11 protein-coding genes are annotated in these 16,374 nt (G+C 49.0%); 9 read left to right on the top strand and 2 right to left on the bottom strand.

All coding sequences use genetic code 11. The annotated features are described in order from the left end of the window. Positions 1-119 precede the first annotated feature (119 nt). Positions 120-749, bottom strand: a complete 630-nt coding sequence (locus tag GZH47_RS11890; protein ID WP_162640281.1) for a hypothetical protein — start codon at positions 747-749, stop codon at positions 120-122. Positions 750-971: 222 nt separating this feature from the next. Between GZH47_RS11890 and GZH47_RS11885 the strand changes: the two genes are divergently transcribed. The 7 genes from GZH47_RS11885 to GZH47_RS11855 all read left to right on the top strand — a co-directional run bounded on the left by GZH47_RS11885 (position 972) and on the right by GZH47_RS11855 (position 8,486). Continuing rightward, positions 972-1,262, top strand: a complete 291-nt coding sequence (locus tag GZH47_RS11885; protein ID WP_162355398.1) for a YerC/YecD family TrpR-related protein — start codon at positions 972-974, stop codon at positions 1,260-1,262. A gap of 4 nt (positions 1,263-1,266) precedes the next feature. Continuing rightward, on the top strand, positions 1,267-2,178 hold the full coding sequence (locus GZH47_RS11880) for a sirohydrochlorin chelatase (RefSeq protein WP_162640280.1): 912 nt from the start codon (positions 1,267-1,269) through the stop codon (positions 2,176-2,178). 290 nt (positions 2,179-2,468) lie between these two features. Further along, on the top strand, positions 2,469-3,401 hold the full coding sequence (locus tag GZH47_RS11875) for a diacylglycerol kinase (RefSeq protein WP_162640279.1): 933 nt from the start codon (positions 2,469-2,471) through the stop codon (positions 3,399-3,401). A 75-nt stretch (positions 3,402-3,476) separates the two neighbouring features. Next, positions 3,477-5,105, top strand: coding sequence for a 23S rRNA (uracil(1939)-C(5))-methyltransferase RlmD (gene rlmD, locus GZH47_RS11870; RefSeq protein ID WP_162640278.1), 1,629 nt, complete (start codon positions 3,477-3,479; stop codon positions 5,103-5,105). Positions 5,106-5,967: 862 nt separating this feature from the next. Beyond that, positions 5,968-6,813, top strand: a complete 846-nt coding sequence (locus GZH47_RS11865; RefSeq protein ID WP_162640277.1) for a hypothetical protein — start codon at positions 5,968-5,970, stop codon at positions 6,811-6,813. A 308-nt stretch (positions 6,814-7,121) separates the two neighbouring features. Continuing rightward, entirely contained in the window at positions 7,122-8,063 is a 942-nt protein-coding gene (locus GZH47_RS11860; RefSeq protein ID WP_192043602.1) for a ParA family protein, read from the top strand. Positions 8,064-8,072: 9 nt separating this feature from the next. Next, positions 8,073-8,486 carry a hypothetical protein gene (locus GZH47_RS11855; RefSeq protein ID WP_162640276.1) on the top strand — a complete coding sequence of 138 codons (414 nt, stop codon included), beginning with the start codon at positions 8,073-8,075 and terminating at the stop codon, positions 8,484-8,486. Positions 8,487-9,422: 936 nt separating this feature from the next. On the opposite strand, the gene GZH47_RS11850 is transcribed toward GZH47_RS11855, so the two are convergent. Then, positions 9,423-10,688, bottom strand: a complete 1,266-nt coding sequence (locus GZH47_RS11850; protein WP_162640275.1) for an IS110 family RNA-guided transposase — start codon at positions 10,686-10,688, stop codon at positions 9,423-9,425. A gap of 344 nt (positions 10,689-11,032) precedes the next feature. Between GZH47_RS11850 and GZH47_RS11845 the strand changes: the two genes are divergently transcribed. Continuing rightward, positions 11,033-11,953 carry a restriction endonuclease gene (locus GZH47_RS11845; protein ID WP_162640274.1) on the top strand — a complete coding sequence of 307 codons (921 nt, stop codon included), beginning with the start codon at positions 11,033-11,035 and terminating at the stop codon, positions 11,951-11,953. Further along, positions 11,950-16,197: an Eco57I restriction-modification methylase domain-containing protein gene (locus GZH47_RS11840; protein WP_162640273.1), complete on the top strand. Its 4,248-nt coding sequence runs from the start codon at positions 11,950-11,952 to the stop codon at positions 16,195-16,197. Before GZH47_RS11845 ends, GZH47_RS11840 begins: the two co-directional genes overlap by 4 nt. The last annotated feature ends 177 nt before the right edge of the window (positions 16,198-16,374 follow it).

The following is a 16,374-nucleotide window of genomic DNA, read 5'->3' as shown; positions in this document are numbered from 1 at the left end:
CTGTCGGCTGTCTGAGAAGTCGGCTGTCTGAGAACAACAAGATGGAACACAAAGAAGCCTTGGCTGCGCTGCTGCGCATGCTCAAGGCTTCTTCTTATTGCACTCCGGGCCGGGTACGTTTACCTGCGCGGACGCGGGCGTTTGCGCTTCGTTCCGTTCAACGGAATGCTTTTGCCCGCGACGGGCTTGCGGCCTTTCTTCTTGCGCGGCCTCGGTCTCGGCGTGCTGTCGTCGTCTTCCGCAATGGTGGCGGAGGCGCCCTTCTTCCCGAAGGAACCGGCGAGCACTTTGATCAGCGGCGCCATCTGAGTGATGCTGCCGACGACCTTCTGGACCTTCGTCATCGTCGTGACGATGCCGTCGAGGCCGCCCATGCGGTCAACGACGCCTTTGAGATCCGACAAGCTGTTCCCTAGATTGAAGCCGCCTTTTCCATCCTTCCCGTCCTTCGCGTCTGCCTTCGCTTCCGCCGCCTGTGCCGGCGCTGCCGTCAGCGAGGTGGAATTGGATTCCGGCAGGGGGATGATCTGCTGCATGGAAGCCGGCTGGATGGTAATGCTTGGAACGCCGCTCGAGAATTCGGCGGTATCGAAAGGAACGGGCGTATTTATGCCGATGCTCTTGTTCATGCCCATGAAGGGATCGGAAATGCCGGGAAAAGGGCCGTTTCCTAAGTTTTGCGGGCCTTGACCTTGGCCGCCGAGGGGCTGCTGGAAGCTTCTGACGGACGGATCGTAGCGATATTTCACGCAGATCACAACCTTTTTCAACGTTTTGCTAGCAGTCTATGGGATAAGTGACTATGCGGATTGGACGAATGCCCGCTTAGCGGAAATATTTTGGGTGAATACAGGGGGGCAAGGGCCGCTGTGGCTCTGCTAATCTGTAAAGCGCCGCAACGGTAACGCTTGAATATTGATGATGAAAGCAGTAAACTAAACCTTAATAGTCAAGGTAGGAGTGTGCGGACAATGCAACTGAAGAAGCTGAACGATAAGACGGTCGACCAATTGTTCGAAGCGGTATTGACGCTGAAGACGGTCGAGGAATGCTATATTTTCTTCGACGACCTGTGCACGGTGAACGAAATCCAATCCTTGTCCCAGCGGCTTGAAGTCGCGCGCATGTTGGGCAAAGGCGCAACGTATAATCAAATCGAAGCGGAAACCGGCGCAAGCACGGCGACGATCTCGCGCGTGAAACGGTGCCTCAACTACGGCAACGACGGTTACAAAATGGCGCTGGAGCGCTCCGGACGTTAATCGCATGAAGCCGGGGATTCTAGTCATAAGCCACGGTTCGCGCGAAGCGGACTGGGTGCGTCTCGTCGATGACACCGTCGCCGCGGTCGCCGCATCGCAGACATGCGCGAATCGGGGAGCGAACGGGATTGCGGTTCCGGTCGTGTCGGCGTTTCTTGAAATCGTGGAAGGCCGTCTGATTCAGGACGGTATCGATACATTAGCAGCGGAAGGCGTGGAGGAGCTATACGTCCTTCCGCTTTTTGTGTCGTCCGGAAGCACGCATGCGGACGACATCGCGCAGGCTTTCGGCGTTGCGCCGGTGTCGGCTGCGCGGCGAGGCGAGCTGGAGCCGTTCCGCATCCCCGCGGGGATGACCGTGCACATGGGAGTGCCGATCGATGACGACGGTGACGATGTCGGCACGGGTCGTGAGGCTGGGCATGGCGGCGAAGCTGGTAAAGCGGGCGATGCTGGAGCTGGCCGCGGCGGTATTGCCGGGCTGCTGCTGGACAATATCGCGTCGCTGTCGGAGACGCCTGCGCGGGAGCGATTGCTGCTGGTCGCGCATGGATCGGGCGAGCCGGTGTTTCATGAGCGCTGGCTGAGCGGGATGACGCGGCTTGCCGGACGTCTTCGTGCGCTAGGCGGCTTTGCCGGCGCGGACATCGCGCTGCTGCTGCCGGATCAGGCGGCGGGCAAGCTGCGCGCGCTGCAGCAGCGGTATCCGGACGATGCGTTCATCGTCGTGCCGCTGTTTCTGAGCGAGGGGTATTTTACCCGGACGGTCATTCCGAAGCGGCTTGATGGGCTTGCTTACCGGTATAATGGCCGGGCATTGCTGCCTAGTCCGCGCATTGCGGAGTGGATGGAACGGCAAATTTTCCACTGGCTGACAAGGTTAGGTCCGGATGACGGCGAACGTTTGGGAAGTTAGCCGCATTGGTGTATAGTAAGCATTAGTGCAAGAGATCGAGAAACGGGCTACGGCAGGCAGGTTGGACGACGCGATCGGCGGGTAATCACGGTAACCGGCGGTTGTGAGAAGGGGCATTCGCCCCCGCGCTACTCCGTTTGGAGATGTGCGTTCTGCTTCTTAGGAGGTTCGGACGGTTGAGCTTGAACGAACGAATGGATGGCTCAAGTCGAATGCTCACGAGCAGACAGGTACAATGGTAAGAAGGATGCGGTTCTCGTCGAACTGGGCTTGTCGGCCTGAATGTACGGATGTGCGGAGGTAGGAACGTGACGAATAAACGGGCAAGACTGATTTATAACCCGACATCAGGTCGGGAGGAGATTAAGAAGAGGCTGCCGGACATTCTGCAGCGGCTGGAGCGCGGAGGCATCGAAACCAGCTGTCACGCGACCGTGAGCGAAGGCGATGCGACGCTCGCGGCAGCGGAAGCGGCGGATCGCGGCTTCGATATCATCATCGCGGCGGGCGGCGACGGCACGCTATATGAGATTATTAACGGCTTGGCGGAGAAGGACAATCGTCCGCCGCTCGGGATTTTGCCTCTGGGCACGACGAATGATTTCGCTAGGGCGCTTGGCATTCCGAAGCATTGGGAATATGCGTGCGACCTCATTATTCAGCAGTATTCGAAGCCGATCGACCTCGGGCGCGCGAACAACCGGTTCTTCATTAATATCGCCGGCGGCGGCTCGCTGACCGAGCTGACGTACGAAGTGCCGAGCAAGCTGAAGACGATGATCGGGCAGTTGGCCTATTATATGAAGGGTCTGGAGAAAATGACCCGTCTGCGCCCGACCGAGCTGCGCATCCAGGCGAAGGAAATCGGCGAAATCCATGAAGAAATCATGTTATTCCTCATCTGCAACAGCAACTCCGTCGGCGGCTTCGAGAAGCTGGCGCCCGACGCGAGTCTCAATGACGGCATGTTCGATGTCGTCATCCTGAAGAAGTGCAACCTGGGCGAGTTCATACGCCTGGCATCGCTGGCACTGCGCGGCGAGCATCTCAACGATCCGCATGTGGTCAGTTTCCAGACGAACGAGATTACCGTCACGACGCCGGATTACGTGCAATTGAACCTCGATGGCGAGTACGGCGGCACGCTGCCGTGCACGTTCACGGTACTGCCGTCGCATTTGAATATTTTCGTCGATGAAGCGGGCATTTCTACTTATAAATAATGAGCAAGCAAGGATAAACCAAGATAAATAAAGCCCGCGTTAGTTGGCGCGCGGCGTTGGAGCGGGTATTGGCATATGAGCAAGTTCAGAGGTAAACAGCACGGCAATGGAAACAAAACGGCGGGGGCTCGCGAGGAGCGCAAGGGTGGCGCGAAAAGTGCTGGCAGCGTGTCCGGGACGGCGCCGGTGAATAAGAACGATGACGTCACCGTCGAGATCATCGGCTTGACGCATGAAGGCGAAGGGGTAGGCCGTGCAGACGGCTTTACCCTTTTTGTTCAAGGTGCGCTTCCGGGCGAGACCGTGCGCGCACGGGTGATGAAAGTGAAGAAGACGTACGGGTACGCGCGTCTGGCGGAGATCGTCGCGCCGAGCCCGGACCGCGTCGAAGCGCCTTGCGCGATCTATAAGCAGTGCGGCGGATGCCAGCTGCAGCATATGGACTATGCGGCGCAGCTGAAGTGGAAGCGGCAGCATGTGGTGGACAGCTTGGAGCGGATCGGGAAGCTGCGGGTTGCGGGGGATGGCGTGCAAGAGAGCACGGGCGGCGGGAACGAAGACGGTGCGAAAGAGAGTGCGTCGAACACGTCGCATGACGCGATTATCGTGCATCCGACAATCGGCATGGACGAGCCATGGCGCTACCGGAACAAGGCATCCGTGCCGATGGGCATGGCCATCAGCGGTTCGATCAGCGGCAAGGATGGCTTGCCTCAACCGGATTTGAACGGCGAGCACCTCATTGGCGGCTTCTATGCGCGCGGCAGCCATCGGATCATCGACATGGACGAGTGCCTGATCCAGCATAACAGCAACGACGACATCGTCGCCCGCGTGAAGGCGATCGGCCGCGAGCTCGGCATCGTCGCCTATAACGAGGAAACCGGCCGCGGCTTGCTGCGCCATGTCATGGCTCGCGTCGGCTTCGTCACTGGTGAAGCGATGATCGTGCTGATCACGAACGGGCCGCGCATCCCGAACGTGGAGCAATGGATTGAGCGCATTCGCGCGGAGATTCCAGGCGTGACGAGCATCGTGCAGAATATCAACAAGCGCGATACGAACGTGATCTTCGGCGATGAGACCCGCGTCCTATGGGGCAGCGAGGTCATCTACGACGAGCTCGACGGCATCCGCTTCGCGATATCTGCGCGCTCGTTCTACCAAGTGAACCCGGTTCAGACGGTGGAATTGTACCGCAAGGCGGTGGAGTATGCGGGGCTGACCGGCAGCGAGCAAGTGATCGATGCCTACTGCGGCATCGGCACGATATCGCTGTTCCTGGCTCGCGGAGCCGGGCATGTTCACGGCGTGGAAATCGTGCCGGAAGCGATCGAGGACGCGAAACGGAATGCGGCGCTGAACGGCATCGAGAACGCATCGTTCGAAGCCGGCCCAGCCGAAGTTGTCATCCCGCACTGGCGGCAGGAGGGCATCGTGCCCGACGTAATCGTCGTCGATCCGCCGCGCAAAGGGTGCGACGAGGCGCTGCTGGAGACGATTCTGGCGATGCAGCCGGAGCGGGTGGTGTACGTGTCGTGTAATCCGTCGACGTTGGCGCGGGATCTGCGCGTGTTGGAGGATGGCGGGTATCGGACGGTTGAGGTGACGCCGGTGGATATGTTTCCACATACGGTTCATGTGGAGTGTTGTTCACTACTCGTAAGAGAAGATAATGTGAATATCTCAAAAAAGTTGACCTAAAGCCTAAAAAGTCGTGTTAAGGCTTATAAAGTCGCATCAAAAAGCCGAGCGAAACTCAGGTATCCATTCCTGTGTTCCTCGGCTCTTTTCTACCCTATTCCCTCCCCTGTTTTTAAACACGACTCTAATTGCTCGTATTATCCCGATTTTCTCCGAGGTACCTCCGATTTTACTCCAATTGGTAGGACGACAATTTTTGCTCAGGTTGAAACAGGAAAGTGAGGGCGAGTGGAGTTAAAGCCAAGTGACGTAAAGCTTTTTGAAACGGTGCATGTCGAAGGGGGCGTAAGACGACTATTTAGAGACTGCACAGTTAAAAATTAAGAGATGTAACGGTGAATAAAAGGTCTCTCCAATTTGGGTAGAGACCTTTTATATTTGATAAGCTGAACCGTATCACAAGTAGGACGAAATTTTCAAAATGTTTTGTTAGCACTCAATAAAAACGAGTGCTAACGAGTTAGAATAAGATTGAGAGGGTATTTGTCCCTAATTTCGGGAAAAACAGACGAAAAAGGGCTAAAATCGCCTAATAGCGACTCTAGCCCTTTTGACTTACGTAATAGGAAGAATATACAATAAAAATGGGACAGAGTTTTTCAACTTGTCCGCTCAGTAGCACTCAATGTGGGGACATTGTGTACTACAAATGCTTATCCGTTCTTTTTCGCGATGAATTCATAGTATCAGATGCTAGATTGCTAGACAAGAACAAAATGATATTATGACAATATGTTCACAATGTGTTCGTCTTTTTGTTCCGAAAATGATGAGGCGGGTTTGTAGAGTGGCAAAAAGCTGGGAGGTTAGTACATAGAGCGAAAGTCTTCCTGTCCCAATAAAAACAGGAAGGGCTGGTTAAATGCCAATATACGAGGCTATATACAGACAAAATAACGAAGAAGAATTAGTAACAGTTAATAACATCGAACAACATGCAAATTTTCTTGATGTCAAAAATAATTTGCATTGTACCTATCAAGGTTGCACGGCAAGGCTGTCGTATGTGCCGAAAGGAAAAGTGAGAGCTCACTTTAAAACGTGGCCGAAAGAAGACCATCTGCAAGATTGCTTGGACTACTTTGAGAGAGTAGCAACAGCAAACAAGCAAAAATCGGTTGCTACTTCTACAATGGAACTAAGTGATAAACACGTAAAAAATGTGCTTGATAACTTGAAGAAAAAGAGAAGAGAACAAGAATCAGGGACAGACAAGCCGAAAACCAGCAACAATAAAAAGCCTAGACCAACAGTAGATCCTAATTCTGGAGAGGGTTCTGCTCTGAACATTGTCCCAACAACAGGTCCAAATGCTGATTTGGCAAGTGGCGAGAATAATGTTAAGGAACCTTCTGTTAGAAATCGGTCACTAATTAATTTGACTGATGAGGACGTGGGTTGGACTAGAAGTCTTGAAGGCTACATCCAAAATATTGAAGTGGACGACAGAAGGGTTATCCTCGAATTACGAGATGGAGATTATAACTTTTTGGTCTATTTCGAAGAATTCTTCTTTGATAATGCCCCAGTTAACTTCAGAGGTTACTTTGAAGATTTGAAAATTCTCGTACAAAACCATAAAGATTTTTTGTTTTCAGGCGTTGGTTTAATCGTGCGAAGAAAAGAACAATATGGCATGTTAGTTAATCGAGGCAATGATTTTTATGTTGATTATCAATATATTGCTGTTTTTCTTCATACCGCATAATCTTAATGTGCGATTTGGAAGAGCCGTCCTAACAGGGCGGCTCTAATCTTTGTCGTTATTGAAAGCACGGAGAAACATTCCTTACGCCTTGTTGCGATAATAACGACAAAGACCTTCTAGATAATAAATAACAGTTTTTGAATACGAACAGGGGGTTCTGACTGAGAAAGCACCGGCAGGAATAGTACATGTGGAACAATCGTTCTTTTAATTTTCTAAGCGTTGATTATGAATAAATTAGTATGGAAGAACCACGTCAAAAGGAGTAATCTAAATTATGGGAAATTATTACTCTTAAGGAGACGATCATGATGCCAACTGTAGTAAGCATGATAAATTGGAAAGGCGGCGTAGGAAAAACTACACTTACGTTACAACTGGGAATTGCGTTAAATAAGTTCCATAACAAAAGGGTCCTATTAATTGATTTAGACCCTCAATGTAATCTTTCCTTTGTGGCACTGGGTATTGAATCTTATGTAGATAAAGTTTATAACCAAGGCGTACACTCTTTAAAGTCTGTATTTGATGCTTATTTCAGTGATACTGAAATTGACGCTAAAATGGTTATCCAAAATAAAGTAGTTAACAGTCGTCCGGGTAAAGTATATACAAATGTACATATGGTTTTATCTCATCAAGAATTAGTTCTTTTGGATCTTCGTTTGGCTAGATCCAGAAAATCAGGTAGAGATCACAAAGAGGAAACGAGTTTTGAAATTGAAAAGCTAGCAATATTAAAAAGAGTAATCGATCAAGTTGCTGATGATTATGATTATGTTTTGCTCGATTGCCCACCAAACGTAAACCTTGTTACACAGAACGCCTTTTATGCAAGTAATTATTTCGTTGTTCCAGCAATCCCTGATTTCTTATCAACCACAGGAATATCACTAATTCGCGATTACATGGAAAAATTCAATACAGATTTTAGAAACATGCATCAATATGCCGAGTATGGAGAACTATATAATGATACCCAGTTTGGGGGGATTATCTTCAATATGGTGGATGAATATGGAGGTGGTCCAAAACGAACGCACCAAGAAACTCTGACGTCTATTCAATCGCAGCACCCTAGCTTTGTATTTAGCGAATTTATTACAGATGGGGATGGAATATCGGTTGCAGGTTCCGTAAACTTACCTATATACGCTCATGAATATTTACCAAGATCGAATTCCAATGCAAAAAAGCAAGCTGAATATTTTGAGAAGTTATCTAACGAATTTATTCTGAAGATTAAGTGAGGTGATATTGTGGATTCAATAAAATTATCAAAGATATTTAGGAAGGCTTCTGATATCCTTGCCTTATATGATAATGTGCCAGTAGATATTGTTCTTGATGACATTTATAGAATAATTCGTGCTGAAAAGTTGACTAAAACGAATGAGCCTACAAATGATCAAGAATCCATTGTTATTTCAGATGAATTGATTAATAGAATGTCAACGATGAATTCTGAAGAACTAACTATGTTTCTTCAGGAAAGTGAAGATTTTCAATCCAAAAAGGCGATACTGAATCTTGCAAAAATGTTGTCTATTACAACTTCTTCAAGGAATAATTATTCTGCACTTTCACATAGTATTGTGAAATATTTTGAGCGCCAAAGAATGGATAAGTTAATCAGGGAGGACAGAACTTCAAACTTTTCTACTGAAAATTAGCAATTGCCTTTCCAAGGCGAGCGACTTAATTCGCACCCCTATTTAAAATGAATTTCGCTCTATAGATGTTACGGAGAACCGTATCACAAATAGGACGAAAAACAAAGGGAGAGCCATTAAAGACTAAACTCTATGGTAATACATTACATGTATTTAATTTATCTTAATGGGCAACATTACATGAAAATAGATAGTTGTTGAGGTTATGTTATGAATATTCCTTTACTAAAAGTAACTTACTTAGCCCATACTATGAGATTCTGTTTGTCCATTATTCAGGCGCATACTCGGTTATCAAAAATCTAAAGTAATTTCCAAGACAAAAATGACTTTCAACCTGCTTCTGACGCCTACACGTCGGCGGATGCATAAGCGCGTCCGCTCCCGATATGCGCGTTGTCGCCATGGAGGTTTTCATACGAGGGTGTTATTCGACTGCATTTTTATCGTAGCACTCCAGTATGGTTTAGTTAGTAAAAAGACAGTTAGGGCATTGAGAAGCCTTAACTGTCTTTTTTATTTATGTACATAATGCTATTAAACTTTGTTGTTGATATTAGTTATGCTCCCTCGAAATGATTCAGTTTCCTCACTCAGACTCATGAATTCGCAGGATTTCACCCTTAGATGAGAATGAAAGAAGAAGATATGCTGGAGCTTATTGCTCGGATGAAATGAAAAGGGCATTCGTAAATAAAGGTGAGGAAAGCTTCACCCACATTGTTCCATTTACGCACGTCTCCACTTCGCCTTAGCGATTCTCGCTCCCATGTCTCAACGGGTCATAGCCCTTTCATTCCTTCGTCACATCTAACTAAGGGGTGGAGGTCGGTTTTTCTAACGGAACGGGTCCGAGCCCTTTTGCGTAACGTCTCCCGATACTCCGTGCTTCTTGTCATCCTGCGAATGCATGAGCTGGTGAGGATTCGAGCGATCTTAAGCTGCCTGAGAGAAAACTCGAGTTGAATCGTAAGTCTCACTGCTTTTTGCTAAACCGACTAGCAAACGCGCTACTTTACTACATAACTTCATGATGGATTTCATCTTCTTCAGGTTCTTTTTCTCCACGTTGTAACGGTGCAAAGCCCTGATTTCCGGGTTTGTCATGACCATACACATCGTCATGAGATAGAGGAAATGGCGCAGACGTGGCCGACCTCGTTTGCTAAGAACCAGCTTGCCTCGCCACTTCCCCGAACTCGCCTCAGCTAGATTCAACCCGGCATGTCGAAGCAACGCATTGCCGTGCGAATAGCCACTTAAATCACCGGCCTCACCAAGCACACCAGCTAAACTCGTTGCACTCACGCCCCGTATTTCAAGCAGCTTCTGTGCGTAAGGAATGTGTTCAAGAATGAGATGGAGCTCGCGTTCAATCTGTTCAAGTTGGCGCTGGGCCAGGTCGTATTCTTCAAGCAACTGTTCCAGATGAAGTTTGTAAGCATGGAGTGCCTTGGTGGTGCCAACGCTAGATTTTGCAAGTGAAATGAGCAACTCAGCACGTTTTACGCCAGCATGGCGCTTCACGTATTGCTTCCAACCGTCGAGGATCTGTTCCGTGCTTAACCGACTGATTTCACTCGGCAGAGGAAAGGTTCTAAGCGTTGCGATTGCACTGGTGCAGGTAAGGATTTTAAAGACCTGACGGAGCTCGGGAAAGACAATGTCTACCCAGCGATGAAGCTGATTAACCGCGCTGTTAAGTCGTTTGGTAACCGTCTCTCGGTTTGCCATGAGAATGCGCAGTTCCTCGTAGGCTTCCGGATGGAAACGAACGGGTGAGTAATACCCGTTTTTGATCATATCTGCAATGACGAGAGCATCCTTGCGATCGCTTTTAGACGGGGTGTTGTCTCGGTTTTCCTTGTTCTTTTTGACGAGGTGGGGGTTAACCAGAACAACTTCCATGCTTTGAGCGACAAGCCATCGAGCTAGGTTGAACCAGTAGTGGCCAGTGGGCTCCATGCCAATGATGACGTTGCTCAGCTTGTGGGTTTTGAGCAGATCCTGAATCCAACGTTCGAACAACATGAATCCTTCACGGTGGTTACCGAACTCGAGTGGAGTTCCCAGTGTAATGCCTCGGAAGCTAACGGCGCGGGCCACATGAACTTCCTGGGCGATATCTACGCCGACGACAAGGTGAGAAACGGTAATGTTTTCAATGCGTTGATTTTGCTTATCCTGTGTTTTAAAATTCATAGTAGAGCGACCTCCTGATGGGCTTTTTGAGGCTTTTGACCTCGTGCGTAACCCCATCGTACCGAGGCGCTCGTTTTTGTTCAAACGCCAAATTATTCGTTTTACAGGAATTCTAACGGGAGCTATGTTGAAGATTAATTGCGGTTAACCTTATCATAAGTAGCTGTGCAGCGTCAGGAAAAATTTGCAGTTATATATCAGGCCATACTTTGGGGTTAGATGAATGTGATTTTTAAGCAAAATCAAGACCACAGAACTTCGCGGCTGTCCGATTATTTCGGGGCGCGTTTGTTTCGATACGGGAAGATGAGATTATGCTAAAATGAAGTGGGAGGTGCGACGTAATGCAGGACATAGCAGAAACAAGCGATATATCATTGCCGGATGTCATGGAAGAGGACATCCATACACAGATGCCGCATATCCTCGAAATTCTGTTGCTTGACAGGACAACCTCATCTATCAAACGCACACAGAATATCATCTGGGCGAATGACAACTATAAAAAATATGGCACTGAAGCGTATGCGGCTACAGCTCAGATACGCCCGGAACTTATCACAGGCAGGCATGGCAAGTTGATCATGCCGCGAGCTCTGAAGACCGCCGAACTGCAAAAGAAACGCACAAAAACAAAAGCCGAGGTATTCACCCCGACCTGGATAGTGAAAATTCAAAATGATGCCGTTGACGCTGATTATAAAACCGACGACCTGGAAACATATACCCGCCGCAAATGGTTGGAGATAACCTGCGGAGAGGCCCCGTACATGGCAACACGCTATGATATGGGAACCGGTGTGATAATACCACTTGCGGAGCGACAAGGCTTCACTGACCGCAAACTCGCTAGGATCAACGCCGAGGTGATCGACAAAGCCGAGTGGCAGCGATTAGTCGAGTTGGCATACAAGACAAGCTATGGATTTGAGTGGAATGGAGATTCACTTCTCCTCGCCCGCGAGAACTTACTATACACATACCGTGACTACTACATAGATAAATGGGGAGAACCTCCTACTTACGGGCTGTTTGAGGGTATCGCCACAATCATCAGTTATAACCTATTCCAGATGGACGGGCTTACCTATAACGTTCCGTTGTCTGGAACAAAGGAACGGGTTCAGGATTATCAGTTGACTCTGTTCGATATGGAAGAATCCGAAAAAGAGGAATGGATAATCGTCCCCGGCAAGCGTGTCAGAATTATGAACTGGGACACCAATAAAATGGAATTTTTTGATAAGGGGGTACAAAAGGGATGAACGAAAACACAATCATCAAAACAACAAAAACAGTCTACCCTCAAATTTACGCGTATGTTCTTCCTGAATATAAGCCGAACGAGGGCTGGGTTAAAATCGGCTATACCGAACGCAGAAGCGTAGACGAGCGTATCCGGCAGCAGACACACACAGCGGGTATTGCCTATTCAAAGCTTTGGTCTGAACCAGCAAAATTTCACGGCTCAGACGAGTGGTTCTTTGATAAGCAACTTCACAACTATCTGCGTAGGTTCAAGCGAATAGAACAACGTCCCAATACGGAGTGGTTCTATTACAATGGTACTCCCGAACAGGCTCACGCTGACTTCGATGAGTTCCGACACAAGAAACACAACCAAGTCGGGAGGGAGATCGGATATCAACTTCGTGCCGAACAGGAAGCGGCTGTTCAGATGACACTTGACTACGCCGCGACGCACGCAGGCGGCGAGTTCCTTTGGAACGCAAAGCCACGTTTCGGCAAAACGCTCACGACCTATGACCTTGCCCGCCGTATGGGAGCGCAGAATGTCTTGATTGTCACGAATCGCCCGGCAATCGCTAATTCGTGGTTTGACGATTTTGAGACCTATATCGCTTGGAAGACGAATTACCGTTTTGTTTCCACGGCCGATACATTGAAGGAACGTCCAGTGTTTACCCGTGAGCAATTCGTTTCCGAAAACATCGGAAAGCCTGAAGGCGACCACGCGGGCTGTATCGCATTCATCTCGCTGCAAGATTTGAAAGGTGCGATCAGCTTCGGCGGCTACCATGACAAACTGAAATGGGTCAAAGGTCTGACGTGGGACTTGATCGTCATAGACGAAGCACACGAGGGCGTTGATACGTTCAAGACTGATGTCGCCTTTAACAACATCGCCCGCCAATTCACTCTGCACCTCTCCGGCACTCCGTTCAAAGCGGTTGCGAGTGGCAAGTTTGCCAAGGAGCAGATTTACAATTGGACCTACGCCGACGAGCAAGATGCTAAAGCGACATGGTCGGAAGAGGGCGAGGAAAATAATCCCTACGAGGGACTGCCGCGCTTGAATCTGTTTTCCTACCAAACGAGCCAGATGATCACCGATGAGGTAAACAAGGGCGCGAAGATCGACGGCAAAGACATCGACTTTGCCTTTGATTTGAATGAGTTTTTCGCCACGGGAGGTAACGGTAAGTTCATACACGAAGCCGAGGTCCGGAAGTGGCTTGACACCTTAACGCGTAACGAGAAATACCCGTTCTCGACGCCCGAAATGAGAGCGGAACTGCAACATACCTTCTGGCTGTTGAATCGCGTGGCAAGCGCAAAGGCTTTGGAGAAACTACTCCGCGACCACCCTGTGTTTGAGCGTTACGAGGTTATATTAGCTGCCGGGGACGGTAGAACCGACGAGGACGACTCCGTCGCAACACAGAAATCGCTTGACCGGGTTCGAGCGGCAATCAAAGCCCACGATAGGACGATCACGCTTTCAGTCGGACAACTGACTACGGGCGTGACCGTTCCCGAATGGACTGCCGTGATGATGCTCTCCAACCTGAAATCGCCGAGTCTTTATATGCAAGCGGCATTCCGCGCGCAAAATGCATGGAACTATGATGTTGATGGCGAGAAGCACCGCAAGCAGAACGCCTATGTCTTTGACTTCGCACCTGCGCGGACGCTCATCATCTACGACGAGTTTGCCAACAACCTGAACAGCACGGCGGCGGGCGGATGTGGCACAACGACCGACCGCGAAGAAAATATTCGTAAACTACTGAATTTCTTCCCCGTAATCGCTGAAGACGATGAAGGCAAGATGATCGAACTGGACGTAAGACAGGTTCTGACGATTCCGAAGACCATCAAGGCTCAGGAAGTCGTCAAGCGTGGCTTCATGTCTAATCTGCTATTCCAGAACATCTCTGGCATCTTCGCCTCCACCGAGGCACGTGAGATTCTGGAACAGCTTAACCCCGTCGCGCCGGGCAAGGTCGTACCCACTCAAACGAGCAGTACTATTGACATGAGTAATGTGAAAGTGGACGATGACGGCAATGCGGTTGTTGACCCCGTCCTTGTCGTTGCGATGACGGGCGCGCGTTTCGGTGAAAAGGTCTATGCAGATGTGACGGCAGTCGCCGAGCAAGCAGCAGAACAGCCGTCATCATCACTGACAAGCGCCGTAACGACAGCCTTCACTAACGGCATCTTAGATACTGTGAAAGAAATCGCCAAGGAGAGTTCCGTAACCGCAGCCCAAGCTGAGCTGATCGTGAAGCAGAACGCCAACGTCCTCGCCCGGGAAGTAGAGATGGTCAAAAAGCAGGCTGAAATCCGTGGAGCCGAGGTGACAGCCACATATGTTAAAGAAAAAGAGGCGGCTACCGCCTCAAATGATACTCTTGCTGTAGTTGAAGCCAGGGCACGGTATGAAGCTGCAAAACAGGAAATCGCCGAAACCTTGCAACAAGACCTCGCCGGTAAGGTTGCGGAGAAGACAGAGGAACTGACGCAGAAATCTACCGAGGAAATCCTTCAAAAAGCGGAGGAGAAAAAGAAAACCACGGTTGAAGACGACATCCGCGCCCGTTTGCGCGGGTTTGCCCGCACGATTCCGTCGTTCCTTATGGCATACGGCGAGCCGGACACGACCCTCGCCAACTTTGACGGCAACATCACCGACAGTGTGTTCAAAGAGGTTACAGGTATCACGCTTGACCAATTCCGCGCTTTGCGTGACACATACCAATTCTTTGATGCGGTTGTTTTTGACGAATCCGTTCAGGAGTTCCTGCACAAGAAGGAAGAACTGGCGAACTACTTCGACGATAGCCAGACGGAGGACATTTTCGACTATATCCCGCCGCAGAGAACCAATCAGATCTACACGCCCAAGAAGGTCGTGAAGATGATGATTGACAAACTGGAGGAGGAGAACCCTGACATCTTTACCGACAAGGGCAAGACCTTTGCGGACTTGTATGTGAAGTCAGGGCTTTACTTAGCTGAGATCGTCAAGCGGCTATACATCGGGCTTGAAAGCGCAATCCCCAACAAGGCCGCGCGGTTGAAGCACATTCTGGAGCATCAGGTCTACGGCTTCGCGCCTAGCGAGATAATATACCGCATAGCGCGCAACTTCGTCTTCGGCGGCTTCCCGGACATTGACAATTCGCATCTTGAGTGCCGCGACTTGACCGAGACAGCAAAATCAGGAGGAACGATTGGGATGAAATTCGATTGCGTGGTGGGGAATCCGCCGTATCAAGAGGAAGCGGTAGGGATAAGTACAAAAGACCTACCTATATATCCGTATTTTTACAATTTGGCAGAGCAAATCGCACCGAAATATGCATTAGTTTCTCCAGCGAGATTTCTATTCAATGCGGGAGGAACGAACAAAAACTGGAATGAGAAAATGCTAAACGATGACCACCTAAAAGTTCTATATTACGAGCAAGAATCAGCAAGGGTATTCCCTAACACTAGCATTATGGGAGGCATTGCTATTGTTCATCGTGATGTCAGTAAAAACTTCGATAAAATTGGCACATTCACATATGATTCAGAATTAAACTCTATTGTCGAAAAAGTTGCTAGATATAATGAGATTACCTTAGATACAATAATTGAAAATCGAGGGCAATACAGATTTTCAGATAAGATCTATCAAGATTATCCCCAGGAGATGAAACGTATTTCCGACCGCAGAATCTCTACAAATGCATTTGATAGTTTGCCAGGTTTGTTTACTGATATGATGCCAGACGATAAATATGAGTATCTCCGCATTTATGGTCGTGTTGGTAGTGAACGTGGTTATAAGTGGTTTAAGAGGGAATACACGGACTGCCCTGGGAGTTTTGAACGATACAAAGTCTTTATTTCCAAAGCCAATGGTGCAGCTTTGAAAAATGGCACTATTGTTGGTTCCCCATTTGTAGCAGACAAAAAAATTGGTGCGACTGAGACATTTATTACGATAGGCAGATATGATGATAAGATTGAAGCTGAAAACTTAGCGAAGTATATTATGACGAAATTCGCTCGTGTTCTGTTAAGCATATTAAAAGTAACAGCAGATAACACGAGGGAAAAGTGGGCTAAAGTTCCGCTCCAAGACTTCACGCCGCAGAGCGACATCGACTGGACACAGTCCATCCCCGGCATCGACCGTCAGCTTTACGCCAAGTATGGCTTGAACGAGAAAGAGGTTGCATTTATCGAGAACAAGATCAAGCCAATGGAATAAGGTCTTACAGAATGGTTGAGTTCCAGACACTTGTTGCTTAGTGGCTATCCGCAAAGGATTCGGATCGACTCAAATTGGAGACTGGCGTTCCGCAATTTGCGCGAAATCAGCGCAAGTGATGTCATAAGTTGTTCTGCTGGTGCCGGACAAGACAATGGGTCCAACCTAGAAGAGGGA

Source organism: Paenibacillus rhizovicinus (assembly GCF_010365285.1).
GTDB lineage: Bacteria > Bacillota > Bacilli > Paenibacillales > Paenibacillaceae > Paenibacillus_Z > Paenibacillus_Z rhizovicinus.
This window is presented reverse-complemented; position numbering and strand designations above follow the sequence as displayed.